Annotated in this window: 16 protein-coding genes; all 16 read right to left on the bottom strand. The window is 38.1% G+C overall.

The window, feature by feature from the left end; genetic code table 11:
* Window positions 1-9: 9 nt before the first annotated feature.
* The 16 genes from LQZ75_RS07880 to ruvA all read right to left on the bottom strand — a co-directional run bounded on the left by LQZ75_RS07880 (window position 10) and on the right by ruvA (window position 13,088).
* Window positions 10-1,266 (bottom strand): dihydroorotase, encoded by a 1,257-nt coding sequence (locus LQZ75_RS07880; protein WP_230097276.1) that lies wholly within the window; start codon window positions 1,264-1,266, stop codon window positions 10-12.
* A 1-nt stretch (window position 1,267) separates the two neighbouring features.
* Window positions 1,268-2,191: an aspartate carbamoyltransferase catalytic subunit gene (locus LQZ75_RS07875; RefSeq protein ID WP_230097275.1), complete on the bottom strand. Its 924-nt coding sequence runs from the start codon at window positions 2,189-2,191 to the stop codon at window positions 1,268-1,270.
* A 390-nt stretch (window positions 2,192-2,581) separates the two neighbouring features.
* Window positions 2,582-3,085 (bottom strand): hypothetical protein, encoded by a 504-nt coding sequence (locus LQZ75_RS07870; RefSeq protein ID WP_230097274.1) that lies wholly within the window; start codon window positions 3,083-3,085, stop codon window positions 2,582-2,584.
* A gap of 8 nt (window positions 3,086-3,093) precedes the next feature.
* Window positions 3,094-3,474, bottom strand: coding sequence for a hypothetical protein (locus LQZ75_RS07865; RefSeq protein ID WP_230097273.1), 381 nt, complete (start codon window positions 3,472-3,474; stop codon window positions 3,094-3,096).
* Window positions 3,475-3,492: 18 nt separating this feature from the next.
* Window positions 3,493-4,503 carry a lipoate--protein ligase gene (gene lplA / locus LQZ75_RS07860; RefSeq protein ID WP_230097272.1) on the bottom strand — a complete coding sequence of 337 codons (1,011 nt, stop codon included), beginning with the start codon at window positions 4,501-4,503 and terminating at the stop codon, window positions 3,493-3,495.
* Between the two features lie 33 nt (window positions 4,504-4,536).
* Complete coding sequence (locus LQZ75_RS07855; protein WP_230097271.1) at window positions 4,537-4,974, bottom strand: universal stress protein; 438 nt, start codon at window positions 4,972-4,974, stop codon at window positions 4,537-4,539.
* A gap of 117 nt (window positions 4,975-5,091) precedes the next feature.
* Entirely contained in the window at window positions 5,092-5,664 is a 573-nt protein-coding gene (locus LQZ75_RS07850; protein WP_230097270.1) for a xanthine phosphoribosyltransferase, read from the bottom strand.
* An 80-nt stretch (window positions 5,665-5,744) separates the two neighbouring features.
* A complete protein-coding gene (nusB, locus tag LQZ75_RS07845; RefSeq protein ID WP_230097269.1) occupies window positions 5,745-6,164 on the bottom strand; it encodes a transcription antitermination factor NusB in 420 nt (139 codons plus the stop codon).
* Window positions 6,165-6,166: 2 nt separating this feature from the next.
* Window positions 6,167-6,601, bottom strand: a complete 435-nt coding sequence (locus LQZ75_RS07840; protein WP_230097268.1) for an Asp23/Gls24 family envelope stress response protein — start codon at window positions 6,599-6,601, stop codon at window positions 6,167-6,169.
* A gap of 105 nt (window positions 6,602-6,706) precedes the next feature.
* Window positions 6,707-7,273 carry an elongation factor P gene (gene efp / locus LQZ75_RS07835; RefSeq protein WP_230097267.1) on the bottom strand — a complete coding sequence of 189 codons (567 nt, stop codon included), beginning with the start codon at window positions 7,271-7,273 and terminating at the stop codon, window positions 6,707-6,709.
* Between the two features lie 70 nt (window positions 7,274-7,343).
* On the bottom strand, window positions 7,344-8,711 hold the full coding sequence (locus LQZ75_RS07830) for a DEAD/DEAH box helicase (RefSeq protein WP_230097266.1): 1,368 nt from the start codon (window positions 8,709-8,711) through the stop codon (window positions 7,344-7,346).
* Between the two features lie 14 nt (window positions 8,712-8,725).
* A complete protein-coding gene (locus LQZ75_RS07825) occupies window positions 8,726-9,682 on the bottom strand; it encodes a DHH family phosphoesterase (protein WP_230097265.1) in 957 nt (318 codons plus the stop codon).
* Between the two features lie 90 nt (window positions 9,683-9,772).
* Window positions 9,773-10,849, bottom strand: coding sequence for a DNA polymerase IV (gene dinB / locus LQZ75_RS07820; RefSeq protein WP_230097264.1), 1,077 nt, complete (start codon window positions 10,847-10,849; stop codon window positions 9,773-9,775).
* A 112-nt stretch (window positions 10,850-10,961) separates the two neighbouring features.
* Window positions 10,962-11,351: a preprotein translocase subunit YajC gene (yajC, locus tag LQZ75_RS07815; protein ID WP_230097263.1), complete on the bottom strand. Its 390-nt coding sequence runs from the start codon at window positions 11,349-11,351 to the stop codon at window positions 10,962-10,964.
* Between the two features lie 93 nt (window positions 11,352-11,444).
* Window positions 11,445-12,461 (bottom strand): Holliday junction branch migration DNA helicase RuvB, encoded by a 1,017-nt coding sequence (gene ruvB / locus LQZ75_RS07810; protein ID WP_230097262.1) that lies wholly within the window; start codon window positions 12,459-12,461, stop codon window positions 11,445-11,447.
* A 30-nt stretch (window positions 12,462-12,491) separates the two neighbouring features.
* Window positions 12,492-13,088: a Holliday junction branch migration protein RuvA gene (ruvA, locus tag LQZ75_RS07805; RefSeq protein ID WP_230097261.1), complete on the bottom strand. Its 597-nt coding sequence runs from the start codon at window positions 13,086-13,088 to the stop codon at window positions 12,492-12,494.
* Window positions 13,089-13,096 lie beyond the last annotated feature (8 nt).

Genomic DNA, 13,096 nt, shown 5'->3' with positions numbered 1-13,096 from the left:
TCTTCTCTCCTATTTGCTATATACCATTTGTCCATCTACAAAGGTTGCTAATACTTGTCCGAATACTTTTTCACCAAGGAATGGTGAGTTAGTACCTTTTGAAATAAAGTCTTCAGCTTTAATTTCATATTCTTCATCAAAATCAACGATTGTGAAGTCAGCAGCTGTCCCGACTGCTAACTTACCCGCTGATAAGTTAAACGCTTGGGCTGGTTTAACTGCCATCCACTCAAGTAAAGTTGCTAGATTAACTAAGCCACTCTTAACAAAGTGGGTGTACATCAAGGCAAGGGATGTTTCAATTCCTACAATCCCAAAGGCTGCGGTTTTCATTGAGCCACTTTTTTCTTCAACACTATGTGGTGCATGGTCAGTCGCAACCATGTCAATCGTGCCATCCATTAAACCAGCAATACATGCTAACCGGTCGGCAGTTGCACGTAATGGTGGATTCATTTTCATAAATGGATTATCAAACTCAACCATTGTTTCGTCTAGTAAGACGTGGTGTGGTGAAACTTCTGCAGTTACATTTAACCCTTCACGCTTAGCTTGGCGAACCATTTCAACTGATTCTTTAGTTGAAATATGAGCCACATGATAATGGACACCCGTTTGCTTAACCATTACTAAGTCACGTGCTAATTGGGTTGATTCACTCAAGCTTTCCATCCCTGGTAAGCCTAATCGATCGGCAACCGCACCGGCGTTCATTGCACCACCATTTACCAAACTGTCATCTTCAATGTGTGCTACGATGGGTAAGTTTAAATTTTTTGCTTGTCGCATCGCTTGGAGCATCGTCATTGAAGTTTGCACACCATGACCATCGTTAGTAAAACCAGCTGGTTGATACTGTGCGATTTCTGCCATGTTGGTTACGTGATCATCAATTAAACCACCTGAAATGGGAGCAAATTGATAAGTTTTAATAACCGAATTTTCAGTATTGCGCTTAACTTGCGCCGCAAATTTATCTGCCGTATCTGGTACAGGGTTCAAGTTAGGCATCGCAATTACTGTGGTAAAACCACCCCGTGCTGACGCTTTACTCCCTGATGCAATTGTTTCTTTATATTCAAATCCCGGTTCCCGAAAATGTACGTGCACATCAACAAGCCCTGGTAGCACATCCTTACCTTGTGCGTCAAAAATTTCACTATCAGGTGCTTGAATGTCAGCTTCGATTGCAATTACTTTTCCATCTTCAATCAAGATATCTTGTAATTGGCCGTCGATGCGTCCATTTTTAATTAAGTGTTGCATGTTATTCCTCCACTAACCCTTTACTTGCTAAAACAGCATTTAAAATTGCCATGCGAGCAAAAACGCCATTATGCATTTGGGTGAAAATTTTTGATTTTGGTGCTTCAACTAATTCGGATGAAATTTCAACATCTCGATTAACTGGTGCTGGGTGCATAATAATTGCACTGGCTTTTAAACTATCATAACGAGCTTTATTTAATCCATATTGTTGGTGATATTCAACGGCCGTAAACGCATTTAGGTCATCTTTTTGAAGCCGTTCAGTTTGCACACGCAACAACATCACAACATCTAATTTAGGAAGTAATTCATCGATTTCAACATACGTCCCAAAGCTTGCAAAATCTTCATTAAACCATTCTTTAGGACCACTGAAGAAAACATTAGCACCGAGGCGATTCAAAATTTCAGCATTTGAACGGGCTACTCGTGAGTGTGCAATATCACCGATGATTCCAACATTCAAACCCGCAAATGAATTAAATTCATCATGAATCGTCATTAAGTCAAGTAAACTTTGTGATGGGTGTTGACCACTACCGTCACCAGCATTCACAAGTCCTAATTCAATATTTTGATCTTCAACCATTGGACCATACCAGTTATTCAAGCGGTGGCGTATCACAACAAAGTCAACGCCAATTGCCTGTAAGGTCTTTAGCGTATCTCCTAATGATTCCCCCTTAGTAACTGAGCTAGTTGATGGATTAATATCAATTAACTTTACTCCTAAACGTTGCTCAGCCATTTGAAATGAGCTGTGAGTCCGCGTACTATTTTCAAAAAATAAATTTGCGGTATAAACAGGCCGCTTCAACGTTACTTGCTTACCATCACGAAATGCATATGCACTAGTCAGTAAGTCATGTAATTCACTATCTGAGAGATCATTGATGTTTAAGAAATTTGCAAATTGTACCATCTGGGCTTCCTTTCAAAAAAAACTGCCTTCTCCAAAGAGAGGGCAGTTTCCGATTTTTATCGTAACATTTGCTTGCCTGTTGTGCTCTCTCTGGAGTTTCTTAAATAGACGTTATGTGATTTTAATTGTGCACTGTAAATACAAAAAAACTCTTTGGAATTTCCAAAGAGTTTACAGGTTAGCTTAAATAAAGTTACAGTATATCCCTACTGCTATTTTTAACTTACCTTAGTGACTCTCTGGTCGACCTTTAAAGGACATTTACATTAGAAATTATTATATCAGAATTATTTTTGCGTTGCAATAATCATTTTAAATTAATTTTATTTACGTATATTACATAAAAAAAGCAGAAACCCCACCTATGAACTGTGTAGTTTCTGCTATTACTTATTCAGTTGGTTCTTGCACTGGTTCATCAGTCGTTGGCTCAACTAAGCTTTCCCAACCACCAGCTTTAATTAAAGCTACTTGATCAGCAAAAAACGTCTTAACGCGCTCTTGCACACTGGTTGGATCATCTAAATATGCTGCGACTGATGCCGCTTTTTGGATAAACAAACTTGACTGCGAAACCATTGGGTGTTCAACAATCATATATACATTAACCGGATACATCGTTTCTTCATCAACTAATTTCGTTAACGCATTCGTATACCGCAATGGTAAGTTAATCACTGATGTTTCAAGACTCAATATCAATGGTTCCCCTTCAACTAACTCGGATACATCAATTTGTACTCGCGTTACTGTTTGTTTGGTTATATTTTGATCTAAAATGGCAAACGCCGCTGTAAAATTAAGTTCATTAAAATTAGCAAGTGTCGTCTTGGCTTCAAGGACTTGCTCATTTTTGACAATTTCTAAAAACTCACTACCTAAAATTTCCATCATTTAATCCTTTATTTCCGAAAATATACACCAGCTGCTCGCCGATATTGAATGGCTGTTTTAATCCAAAGAACAAAAACAGCAAGATTGACTAAAACAATTACCCAACTTACTCCCAACATCAACCCACTCAGCGCTAGCTTGCCCTGACTTAATTGGATAATTGCTGTTACTACCGTAATCCCGACAAACAACATTTCTAAAGCCATTAAATAGATGGCCATTGGATGATTACGATATAACAAGGCCGATGCTAGCAACGTAAGTAACAATACGATAACCATTGAATGCCACTCAGAAGTACCTTTACCAGAAAAAATTAAACTAATGATGGCAAATAAAATAAAGTTTAAAATACCATATCCCACGACTTGTTTTACTTTGTTTACCATATCTACCTCAAATTTAAACTATGCTAATAAATCTAAAATTTGGGCGTGATCAATTCCAAGGAAATAGTTTCCCAATTCAACACTCGCAAGAATTTTTTCTAATTCTTCACGGTTATACTTAACACCAACAAACTTGGCTTCAAGTTCTGAAACATCACTCGTCCCAAAGAAGTCACCAAAAAAAGTAACTTTATCAATGATACCATCTTTTACATTCAAACGGGCATCAATTGTCCCTGCCGTAAAATGTTGGCGTTTTTGAACAGTAAATTCAGGTGAGGTTCCATAAACCCAATCCCAGTTATTGTAGACATTATCATAAATTTCTGCAATTTTCTTTTCTTCTTCAGCTGAAATTTTAACTTCTTTATCTTTGATTGTTGCTAAATCATCAACTGCAAAGAGCTGTTTTAACAGTGCATCGCGGAAGCCTGCAACATCTAAATTTTGATATTGAGCTGCCAAATATGGTTTCAAATTAGTTACCCGCGAGCGTACTGATTTAATCCCTTTTGAGGCAATCTTATCAGCTGGCACATTTAACGCTTTAGTAACAACGTCTAAATCAACATCTAACATTAAAGTTCCATGGGCATAGATTTTTGAACCATGCTTAAACATCGCGCTTCCCGAGAATTTTTTACCATCGACAATCATATCATTACGCCCAGAAACTTCAGCCGTTGTGGCGCCCATTTCATGTAAAGCAGTAATAATTGGGGCGACAAAGGTCTTAAAATCTCCAAATTCGGCACTCTTTGTATCTAATACAAAGCTAAAACATAAATTACCTAAATCATGATAAACAGCCCCACCGCCACTACGGCGACGTGTAACCACAATTTTATTGTCATCAATATACTTTTGGTTAACTTCTTCTTGGGTGTTTTGGTTATGACCGACAATAATTGATGGTTTTTCATAATAGAAAAGGACCAATGGTTCATCGAATTCACGATTATACATCAAATATTCTTCAGTAGCTAAATTACGACGAATATCGTCACTAGGCATCACATAGTAAAACATATTAGTTTATCTCCCCCGAATAATTTAATTGTTTTATTTAACGATGATGACATCACAAGGTGCAGTGCGTGTAACAAAGTTGGTTACTGAACCGACTACCAACCGTTCAACTGCATTCATCCCAGTTGTCCCCATGACAATCAAACCAGTATCATGATCAGCTGGAAAGTCTTTTGCAAGAACTTCTTTAGGGTTACCGAAACGGACGTGAATTTCAACTTCTTTCACCCCCGCATCAAGGGCTTGCTGTTGGTAAACTTTCAAACGTTTTTCAACTTCATCAACCATTCGATAAACCACATCACCAGAAACGGCACCGCCATATCCATCGGCAAATTGGTTAATTTCTAAAACGTTCAAAATATCCAATCGGGTATTATTCCGTTTTGCAACTTGAATCGCGGTTGCCAAAACTTTTTCGGTAATCTTTGATCCATCAACTGGCGCTAAAATGTTCTTATATTCTTGCATAGTCTTACACTCCTTGAGTAGTTTGAATCTAGCTCAATTATACACTTGATTCCCTAGAATGTAAGCGATTCCTTTACGTAAATCTAATTATTGGGTAATTTTTATAAAAAAGAAGGCCTACTCACTAAATTGAACTTGATTATCATCAAGACTTGCAATTTTTACTAATGATTCAACACGGAACCCTTTTGCTTCAATTGCTTGTCGACCAGGTTGAAAACTTTTCTCAATAACGATACCAACACCTGCTAATGTTGCTTGGGCTTGATTTAAAATATCAATCAAGCCTTCCACTGCTTGACCATTTGCCAAGAAATCATCAATCACCAATACTTTTTCACCAGGCTGAATAAAGCGCTTATCAACCATTACATCCGTATATTGTTGCGTTGTATATGAAAATAATTTTGTCGCATAAATATCAGCTGATAACGTCAATGATTTACGCTTACGTGCAAATACCAAAGGAACTTTCAATGCTTGGGCAGCCATAATGGCTGGGGCAATCCCAGAAGATTCAATTGTCAAAATCCGGTCAATTTGTTGATCAGCAAATCGGTCGGCAAATTCTTGACCAATTGCCGTCATCAATTCAACATCAATTTGTTGATTAATAAACGAATCAACCTTTAATACATTCCCTGGTAATACACGCCCAGCTTCCAAAATTTTATGTTTCAATGCTTCCATTTCATTTCTCCTAAATTATAATGTGCTAAAAAACGACGGGCAAAATTGCGACGTCGTTTTTTACAGTTTAGCTATTTGTATTATTGTTGCTTAAAAGCATGGTCTAAAACACCATTAATAAACTTGCGTGAACGTTCATCACTAAACGTTTTAGCCAAGTTTAATGCTTCATCAATGACAACTTTAGTTGGGACCACGTTATCAGCATCAACATATTTATGTTCAAAAATTGCCAATTCTAAAATAATTCGGTCAGCACGTGCCAAACGATCAAATGTCCAGCCATTAGCAAGAAATGGCGTGATATCTTGTTCAAGCATTTCACGCTTACTTAAAACACCAGTTACGAGTTCTTTTAAGTATGCAGGTACGGCTGGTTTTGGCTCGATATCTTCTAATACATCATCGTAGAGCGTATCGAGGTCTGCTTCTGGGTTACCAGCTAATGCAAAGAGAGTTTGAAATGCTTTTTCACGTATTTGATGTCGACTAATAGTCACAATTATTCACCTTTTTCTTCTTCATCATCCCCAAATAAATTATTGGGATCAAGTTGTTGGTCGGCCTTTTGTGGCACAATCCCTTCAACGTGGATATTAATTTCTGCTACTGTTAAATCGGTCATGGCACTAATTTGCGATTTAATGTGTTCTTGTAGTTTCAAGCTCACTTTTGGCACACTTACACCATATTCAAGATAGACATAAACATCAAAGATAATAACATCATCGTTCATGCTTACTTTAACGCCTTTACCATGTTCAACGTGTCCAAATAATTCAGATACTTGGTTACCAATTGAACTTTGCATTTTAATAACACCGTCGATTTCACTCGCTGCGATGCCGGCAATTACTTCTAAAACACTCGGGTTTACTTCGGTGTGTCCTAATACCTTGCCGTCATTTACAAGTGTAATATTTGTCTCTTCTGCCATTTCAGTCTCCTCCATGGGTCCTAGTTTAACTAGTCTAGATATACAGCTTTAATTATATCAAAAAAGCCCCCCGCTTTCACGAGAGACTTTTTAAATCGTTAAAAATTAGGCACGTGATTTGTAAGTACCGTTGTCATCAGTGTTGATAACAAGCTTGTCACCAGCATTGATAAAGTCAGGCACTTGGATAACTAAACCAGTTTCCATAGTTGCTGGCTTACCACCACCATTGGCAGTAGCACCCTTGATAGCAGGTTGAGTTTCTGTAACTTCAAGTGTTACAACCTTAGGAACTTCAACACCAAGAACTTCGTTACCAAAAGTAGTAACAGAAACTTCCATACCTTCAAGCATGAATTTCAAAGCATCTTTAATGTTTTCTTCGTTCAAAGCAAATTGGTCGTAAGTTTCAACGTTCATGAAGACATGTTGGTCACCTTCAGCGTACAAGTAAGTAGCTTTTTGTGTCAAGATTTCAGCAGGAACTAATTTTTCAGAAGTGTTACTGAAAGTAATTTCGTTAACTGCACCAGTACGCAAGTTCTTCAACTTTGAACGCACGAAGGCTGAACCTTTACCAGGTTTAACGTGTTGGAATTCAAGCACACGCCAGATAGCGTTGTTATATTCAATAGTCAAACCAGTTTTTAAATCATTTGGTGTAATTGCCATTGTAATTATCTCCTTAAAATACGTAATTCTTTCCTATTTTACCAGTCAAAATATGATTCTACAAGTAAAATTATTTACCACGAGCCTTATCAGCCGCTACTTTATTAGCTTTACGCGTTGCACGTTGTTCCATTCGTTGTTCAATTCGACGGTCCATCTGTGCCTTGCGCTTAATCGCTTGATTAATTTGGTGTTTGTAACCAGGCTTAATCTTCTTTTTCTTCTTCTTGATTAAACCAATCATCGTTGGATCAAGTTTCTTTTGTGTTTTATTACGTTTTTCACGGCGCTTACGGTCAAAGGTATCCGTAATTTCATCACCTTTAATCGCTTTTGGTTGGAATTTAACACCTAAGTTTTCTAATTCCGCAACTTGATCATCATTTTCAGGTGTGTAAAGCGTGATCGCAATTCCACTCATTCCGTTACGCCCAGTCCGACCAACCCGGTGAATAAAGAAGTCTAAATCAGTTGGGATATCATCATTAATTACGTGTGAAACCCCTTCAATGTCAATTCCACGAGCTGCCAAATCAGTCGCAACCACATATTGGAAGTCAAGATTTTGCACTTGCTTCATAACCCGTTTACGTTCACGCGGTGCAATCCCACCATGAACTGTTGCAACTTTCAAGTTTTGGGCACGTAAAAAGTGACTCAATTCATCAGCTCGTTCTTTAGTATTAGTAAAGATTAAGGCCAAATATGGTTGCCCAATTGTCAATAATTTCAAAATAACTTCATTCTTTGAAGCACTCTTAGTTGAAATTAACCAGTTTTCAATCGTTGGCGAAATCACTGTTGTTACAGGAATTTCTTCCACGACTGGGTTACTCATGTATTTACGCAAGAATGGTTGTAATTTTTGCGGAATTGTAGCTGAGAAAACTAACATTTGTAAATCTTCTGGCATTGCCCCCGCAACGGCATCAACTTCAGGTAAGAACCCTAAGTCAAGCGTCATATCGGCTTCATCGACAACCAATGTCTTACTAAAGTGCACATCAAGTGCTTGCGTTTTTAATAAGTCAGCAATCCGACCAGGTGTTCCAATCACGATATGTGGTTGCGCAGTCGCTAATTGCTTTAATTGTCGTTCTTTATCAGTTCCACCAACGTAGTTTGCAATTCGAATTTCGGTATCAAAGTGCTTAGCAATTTGCTTGGCAGCATTATAAATTTGTTGTGCTAATTCCCGTGAAGGAGTCGTAATCACTGCTTGAACTTGATTAAAATTGACATCAAGATTTTGGAAAATTGGTAGTAAGAATGTGTGCGTTTTCCCTGATCCAGTTTGTGATTGCCCGACTACTGAACGCCCACTAATAACTGTGGGAATTAAACGTTCTTGCACGGCGGTTGGCGTATTAAAATTAATTTCGGCCAAAGCTGCCATAATTGCTGGTTTTAAATTAAAATCAGTAAATTGTTTCGTCATTAAATAATTCCTTTCTATATTAAACGATCGTTATATCTTTTACGGGCACGCGCTAATTCATCAATAATATCATTGACCTCATCCATATCACGGGCGCGCGCTCCTGATGCTAAGGGATGACCACCACCAGCATGATTACGTGCAATAGTATTAATTACCATATCTTTTGAACGTAATCGAACGCGGTAACTATGGTCATCTTGTTCTTCAAAGACCACCCAAGTGCGAACACTATCAACCCGACCAGGTAACGGCACTACAAATGCCGTGCCACTTTCACCTAAATCAAATGAACTTACTAGTTCATTACTTAAGACCATGTAAGCGAGGCCATCTTCTACAATATTTAGGTTTTGCAATACATAGCCGGATAATTTAGCCGCTTCCGGACTAATTGCATCCATTTTTTGATTAACCTTAATAATATCAAAATCAAATTTAAACAACTGCGAAACAACTCGCATTGTTTCACTATCTACCGAATACAAGAATCGTCCCGTGTCACCAACAATTCCGGCATATAATACACGAGCTGCTTCCGCATTCAAGGTCATTTTACCATGTGATTGCTCTGCTAGTTCGTAAATTAAGCTAGAAGTTGAACTAGCATCAGCAACTACCCATTGCAAATCACCATATGGCTCATCATTTGGGTGATGATCAATTTTAATCATTTCTTTCCCAGTTGGGTAACGTTGATCATCGATTCGGGGCGCATTGGCAGTATCTGTCACAATCACTAAAGCATTATCGTAAATTGAATCTTCGATTGTATCCATTTCAGCAATCCACGCTAAACCAGGAACTGTCTTACCGACAATATATACCTTTTTATCTGGGTACGAATTGCGAATGATAGTTGCTAACCCGGATTGTGATCCAAAAGCATCTGGATCAGGCCGTTGGTGGCGATGAATAATAATCGTGTCGTATTCCTCAATTTTTGCAATAATTTGCTCTTGAATCGTCATGCGTCTACTCTTTTCATTTTTTATTATCTGAATAATACTTAATCTCTAAAATTTACCTAACATTTTAGTATACCTTATTTTACCTACTAATCATTCAAAAAGTGGTAAATTAATATTTTCAAATGTTAGCGGGGCTAAACTGGTGACCGTAATTCCTAGCAAACGAATCTCCTGGGTCGTATTGGGTAAACTAGCCATAATTTCTTCGGCAGTGGTCACAAATGTCCCAACATCATTGGGATAAAAATCAGTTTGCGTTACTCGTTTAGTTAGTGTCGTAAAATCACGATAGCGAATTTTTAGTACCACTGTTCGACCATGCCGTTGATTACGTTGTAACGCCGCTACTAATTCCGTTGCTAGACTGGTCAAAGCCTTATTAATTTGAACTGGTAATGCTAGTGGTGGTAAATAAGTTGATTCCTTACCAATTGATTTGCGTTCTTGTTGCCATTGTACTGGTCGGTCATCAATCCCCCGAACCCGTCGAAATAAGTCATAGCCTAACTTTCCAAAATGTCGTATTAAAAAACTTTCTGTTTGTTCAAATAAATCTGCTCCAGTTAGAATCCCTAAAGCCTCCATTTGCGGTAATGTTTTTTTACCAATTCCGCGAAAAGCACCAATTGGTTGATGAATTAAAAAATCAACAGCATCCGCTTGTCCAACAATAGTCACACCAACTGGCTTATTATATTCCGAAGCTAGCTTGGCAATAAACTTGTTATAGCTAATTCCAGTTGAACAAGTTAGATGTAGACGTTCCCATATTTCTTGTTGCATTCGGTGAGCTAAAACTACGGGATCAGAAATATCTAATTTATTTTCCGTAACATCCAAATATGCTTCATCAAAGGCAATTGGTTCAATCATGTCGGTGTATTCATGAAAAATCTCATGAACTTGCGCCGAAACTGCTCGATATTTTGTAAAATCAGGTGTTAAAAAGACGCCTTTAGGAGCTAATTTTTTAGCTTCCATCGCACTCATTGCAGAATGAACCCCTAATTGACGAGCAACATAATTAGCCGTTGCGACTACTCCATGACCACCAGTTTTGGCCGGATCTTTGGCCAAAATTAATGGAACATGGCGTAAAGCAGGATTATCTCGCATTTCGACTTGGGCATAAAAAGCATCCATATCAACATGAATTATTTTTCGCATAATTCCCCCCATACTACAAAATAACGCTCCTATATCATACTAACAAAGAAATCCTTATGGCGCATTAACACCATAAGGATTTCTTTATTAGTTATTTAATTAGCAACATTGATTATTTATCAGTTGTTACTTCTTTAGCTTCTGTTGTAGCTTCTGTAATTGTTGATTCTTCAACTGACTTAGGTTCTGCAGTTACGTCAGAAGGAGTTGTCGTTTCAGCTGGAGTAGCTTCGACAACTGCTGGTTGATCAATAACTTTAGCAATGGCATCAGTATCAAATACTAAATAAATACCATCACAATCCAAAGTAACTGTCTTATCGGCTTCATTTAATGAGTCAACAACCCCATGTAAGCGGCCAATTGTTACCACATGCGCACCTTTTTGAAGTTTAGACATCATTGCATCACGCATGTCCCGTTGCTTCTTTTGTGAGCGCGTTGTCATAAACAACATTCCCCCGATTAACACAACTAAAATTAAAATATTAACTGGTCCCATTTGTAATACTCCTTTATCCTATTTTAGAAAACATTAAGTTTATTGTAACGTAAATTAACAAACTTTGGTACCTTACATTCAATAATCAGTATATTAGCTTTCAGCCGGCCGCATATAGCCTAAATGATCATATGCTTTCACCGTTGCAACCCGTCCACGTGGTGTTCGTTGTACAAACCCAATTTGTAATAAATAAGGTTCATACATTGATTCTAACGTATCAACTTCTTCACCAATATTTGCAGCCAGTGCGCTAATCCCAACCGGTCCACCACCGTATTGTGTAATCATCGTTGTCAATAACTTGACATCCGTCTGATCTAATCCCATCTGATCAACGTTTAAAATCTGTAAAGCGTGATTGACAATTTCAACATCAATGGCTTCTTTACCCGCCACCAAAGCAAAATCGCGAACCCGTTTTAATAATCGATTGGCAATCCGTGGTGTCCCTCGTGATCGGCGGCCAATTTCATGGGCCCCTGATGCGGCAATTGAACTATGAAAGATGTCAGCCGTCCGCTTGACAATTTCTTCTAACTCCGCAACATTATAATAGCTCATATGCTCAACAATCCCAAAACGGTCACGCAATGGTGCTGATAGCATACCAGCTCGGGTAGTAGCTCCAATTAAGGTAAATGGCGGTAATGGAAAGTGTACTGGATGAGCGGTCGGCCCTTGGCCAATAACAATATCGACAAAATAATCTTCCATTGCAGAATATAACATTTCTTCCACGGCGGTTGGCAAGCGATGAATTTCATCGATAAATAAAATATCACCTGGTTGTAGCTCATTGAGTAGTGCTAATAAATCACCCGTTTTTTCAATTGCTGGCCCTGACGTCGTCTTCAAGCCAACTTGCATTTCATTGGCTATTACCATTGCTAAGGTGGTTTTACCTAATCCAGGCGGACCATACAAAAGCACATGATCTAATGCTTCTTCTCGACTACGGGCAGCTTTAATATACACTTGTAGTTCATTTTTAACTGCTTCTTGACCAATATATTCCGCAAATTTTTGTGGCCGTAACGATTTCTCAAGTGAATTTTCTTGTTCGTCTTGGACAGCTTGATTATAAAGTGGCTCTTCAAATTCTGCCATCATAGCCTCCTTTCATATCGTTATGTGCTCCTAACCCATCAAATATTTTAATCCTAAACTTAAATAAGTTTGGGTATCCGTGGTAGCAGCTTTAGCTAAATGTTTTTCAACGCGTTTAATATCCGTCTTACCATAGCCCAATGATTCTAGCGCTAAGATTGCATCACTTAATTCCTTATTCACATTTGCAACTGCAACTGGTTCAGTAAACAAGTCTAATGCCACACCTGGAATATCGGCGAGTTTGCCTTTTAAATCAAGCACAATTTGTTGCGCCGTTTTTTTACCAATTCCGGGAAACTTAACTAAGTATTCTACATTTTGGCTTTCAACGGCACCGATTAACGCACTTTGATCAGCATTAGCTAAAATAGCCAAAGCTGATTTAGGGCCAATCCCTGAAACGCTCAAAAGTTTATTAAATAGCATTTTCGCTGTCATATCAGCAAAGCCATATAATGAAATTTCATTTTCACGCACAATTTGTTCAACATAAATTGTCACTGTTTGATTTTCTTGGTAAATAAATGGATTAGCGGTTAATAACTTATAGCCCATGCCCGCTACTTCTACTACAACATGAGTTGGTAAAATAAGGGTTACCTTACCAGTTAAATATTCATACATCTGATAAA

The sequence above is a fragment of the Periweissella fabaria genome (assembly GCF_918814575.1).
GTDB lineage: Bacteria > Bacillota > Bacilli > Lactobacillales > Lactobacillaceae > Periweissella > Periweissella fabaria.
Note: the sequence above shows the minus strand (reverse complement) of the source record. Positions and strands in the feature narration are given on the sequence as shown.

What these genes read in the sequence shown, in the direction of transcription:
- LQZ75_RS07830 (WP_230097266.1), bottom strand. Translation starts at nt 8,711, where the DNA reads ATGACGAAACAATTTACTGATTTTAATTTAAAACCAGCAATTATGGCA.
- LQZ75_RS07825 (WP_230097265.1), bottom strand. Translation starts at nt 9,682, where the DNA reads ATGACGATTCAAGAGCAAATTATTGCAAAAATTGAGGAATACGACACG.
- yajC (WP_230097263.1), bottom strand. Translation starts at nt 11,351, where the DNA reads ATGGGACCAGTTAATATTTTAATTTTAGTTGTGTTAATCGGGGGAATG.
- LQZ75_RS07880 (WP_230097276.1), bottom strand. Translation starts at nt 1,266, where the DNA reads ATGCAACACTTAATTAAAAATGGACGCATCGACGGCCAATTACAAGAT.
- LQZ75_RS07865 (WP_230097273.1), bottom strand. Translation starts at nt 3,474, where the DNA reads ATGGTAAACAAAGTAAAACAAGTCGTGGGATATGGTATTTTAAACTTT.
- LQZ75_RS07850 (WP_230097270.1), bottom strand. Translation starts at nt 5,664, where the DNA reads ATGGAAGCATTGAAACATAAAATTTTGGAAGCTGGGCGTGTATTACCA.
- efp (WP_230097267.1), bottom strand. Translation starts at nt 7,273, where the DNA reads ATGGCAATTACACCAAATGATTTAAAAACTGGTTTGACTATTGAATAT.
- dinB (WP_230097264.1), bottom strand. Translation starts at nt 10,849, where the DNA reads ATGCGAAAAATAATTCATGTTGATATGGATGCTTTTTATGCCCAAGTC.
- LQZ75_RS07870 (WP_230097274.1), bottom strand. Translation starts at nt 3,085, where the DNA reads ATGATGGAAATTTTAGGTAGTGAGTTTTTAGAAATTGTCAAAAATGAG.
- ruvB (WP_230097262.1), bottom strand. Translation starts at nt 12,461, where the DNA reads ATGGCAGAATTTGAAGAGCCACTTTATAATCAAGCTGTCCAAGACGAA.
- LQZ75_RS07875 (WP_230097275.1), bottom strand. Translation starts at nt 2,191, where the DNA reads ATGGTACAATTTGCAAATTTCTTAAACATCAATGATCTCTCAGATAGT.
- lplA (WP_230097272.1), bottom strand. Translation starts at nt 4,503, where the DNA reads ATGTTTTACTATGTGATGCCTAGTGACGATATTCGTCGTAATTTAGCT.
- LQZ75_RS07855 (WP_230097271.1), bottom strand. Translation starts at nt 4,974, where the DNA reads ATGCAAGAATATAAGAACATTTTAGCGCCAGTTGATGGATCAAAGATT.
- ruvA (WP_230097261.1), bottom strand. Translation starts at nt 13,088, where the DNA reads ATGTATGAATATTTAACTGGTAAGGTAACCCTTATTTTACCAACTCAT.
- LQZ75_RS07840 (WP_230097268.1), bottom strand. Translation starts at nt 6,601, where the DNA reads ATGGCAGAAGAGACAAATATTACACTTGTAAATGACGGCAAGGTATTA.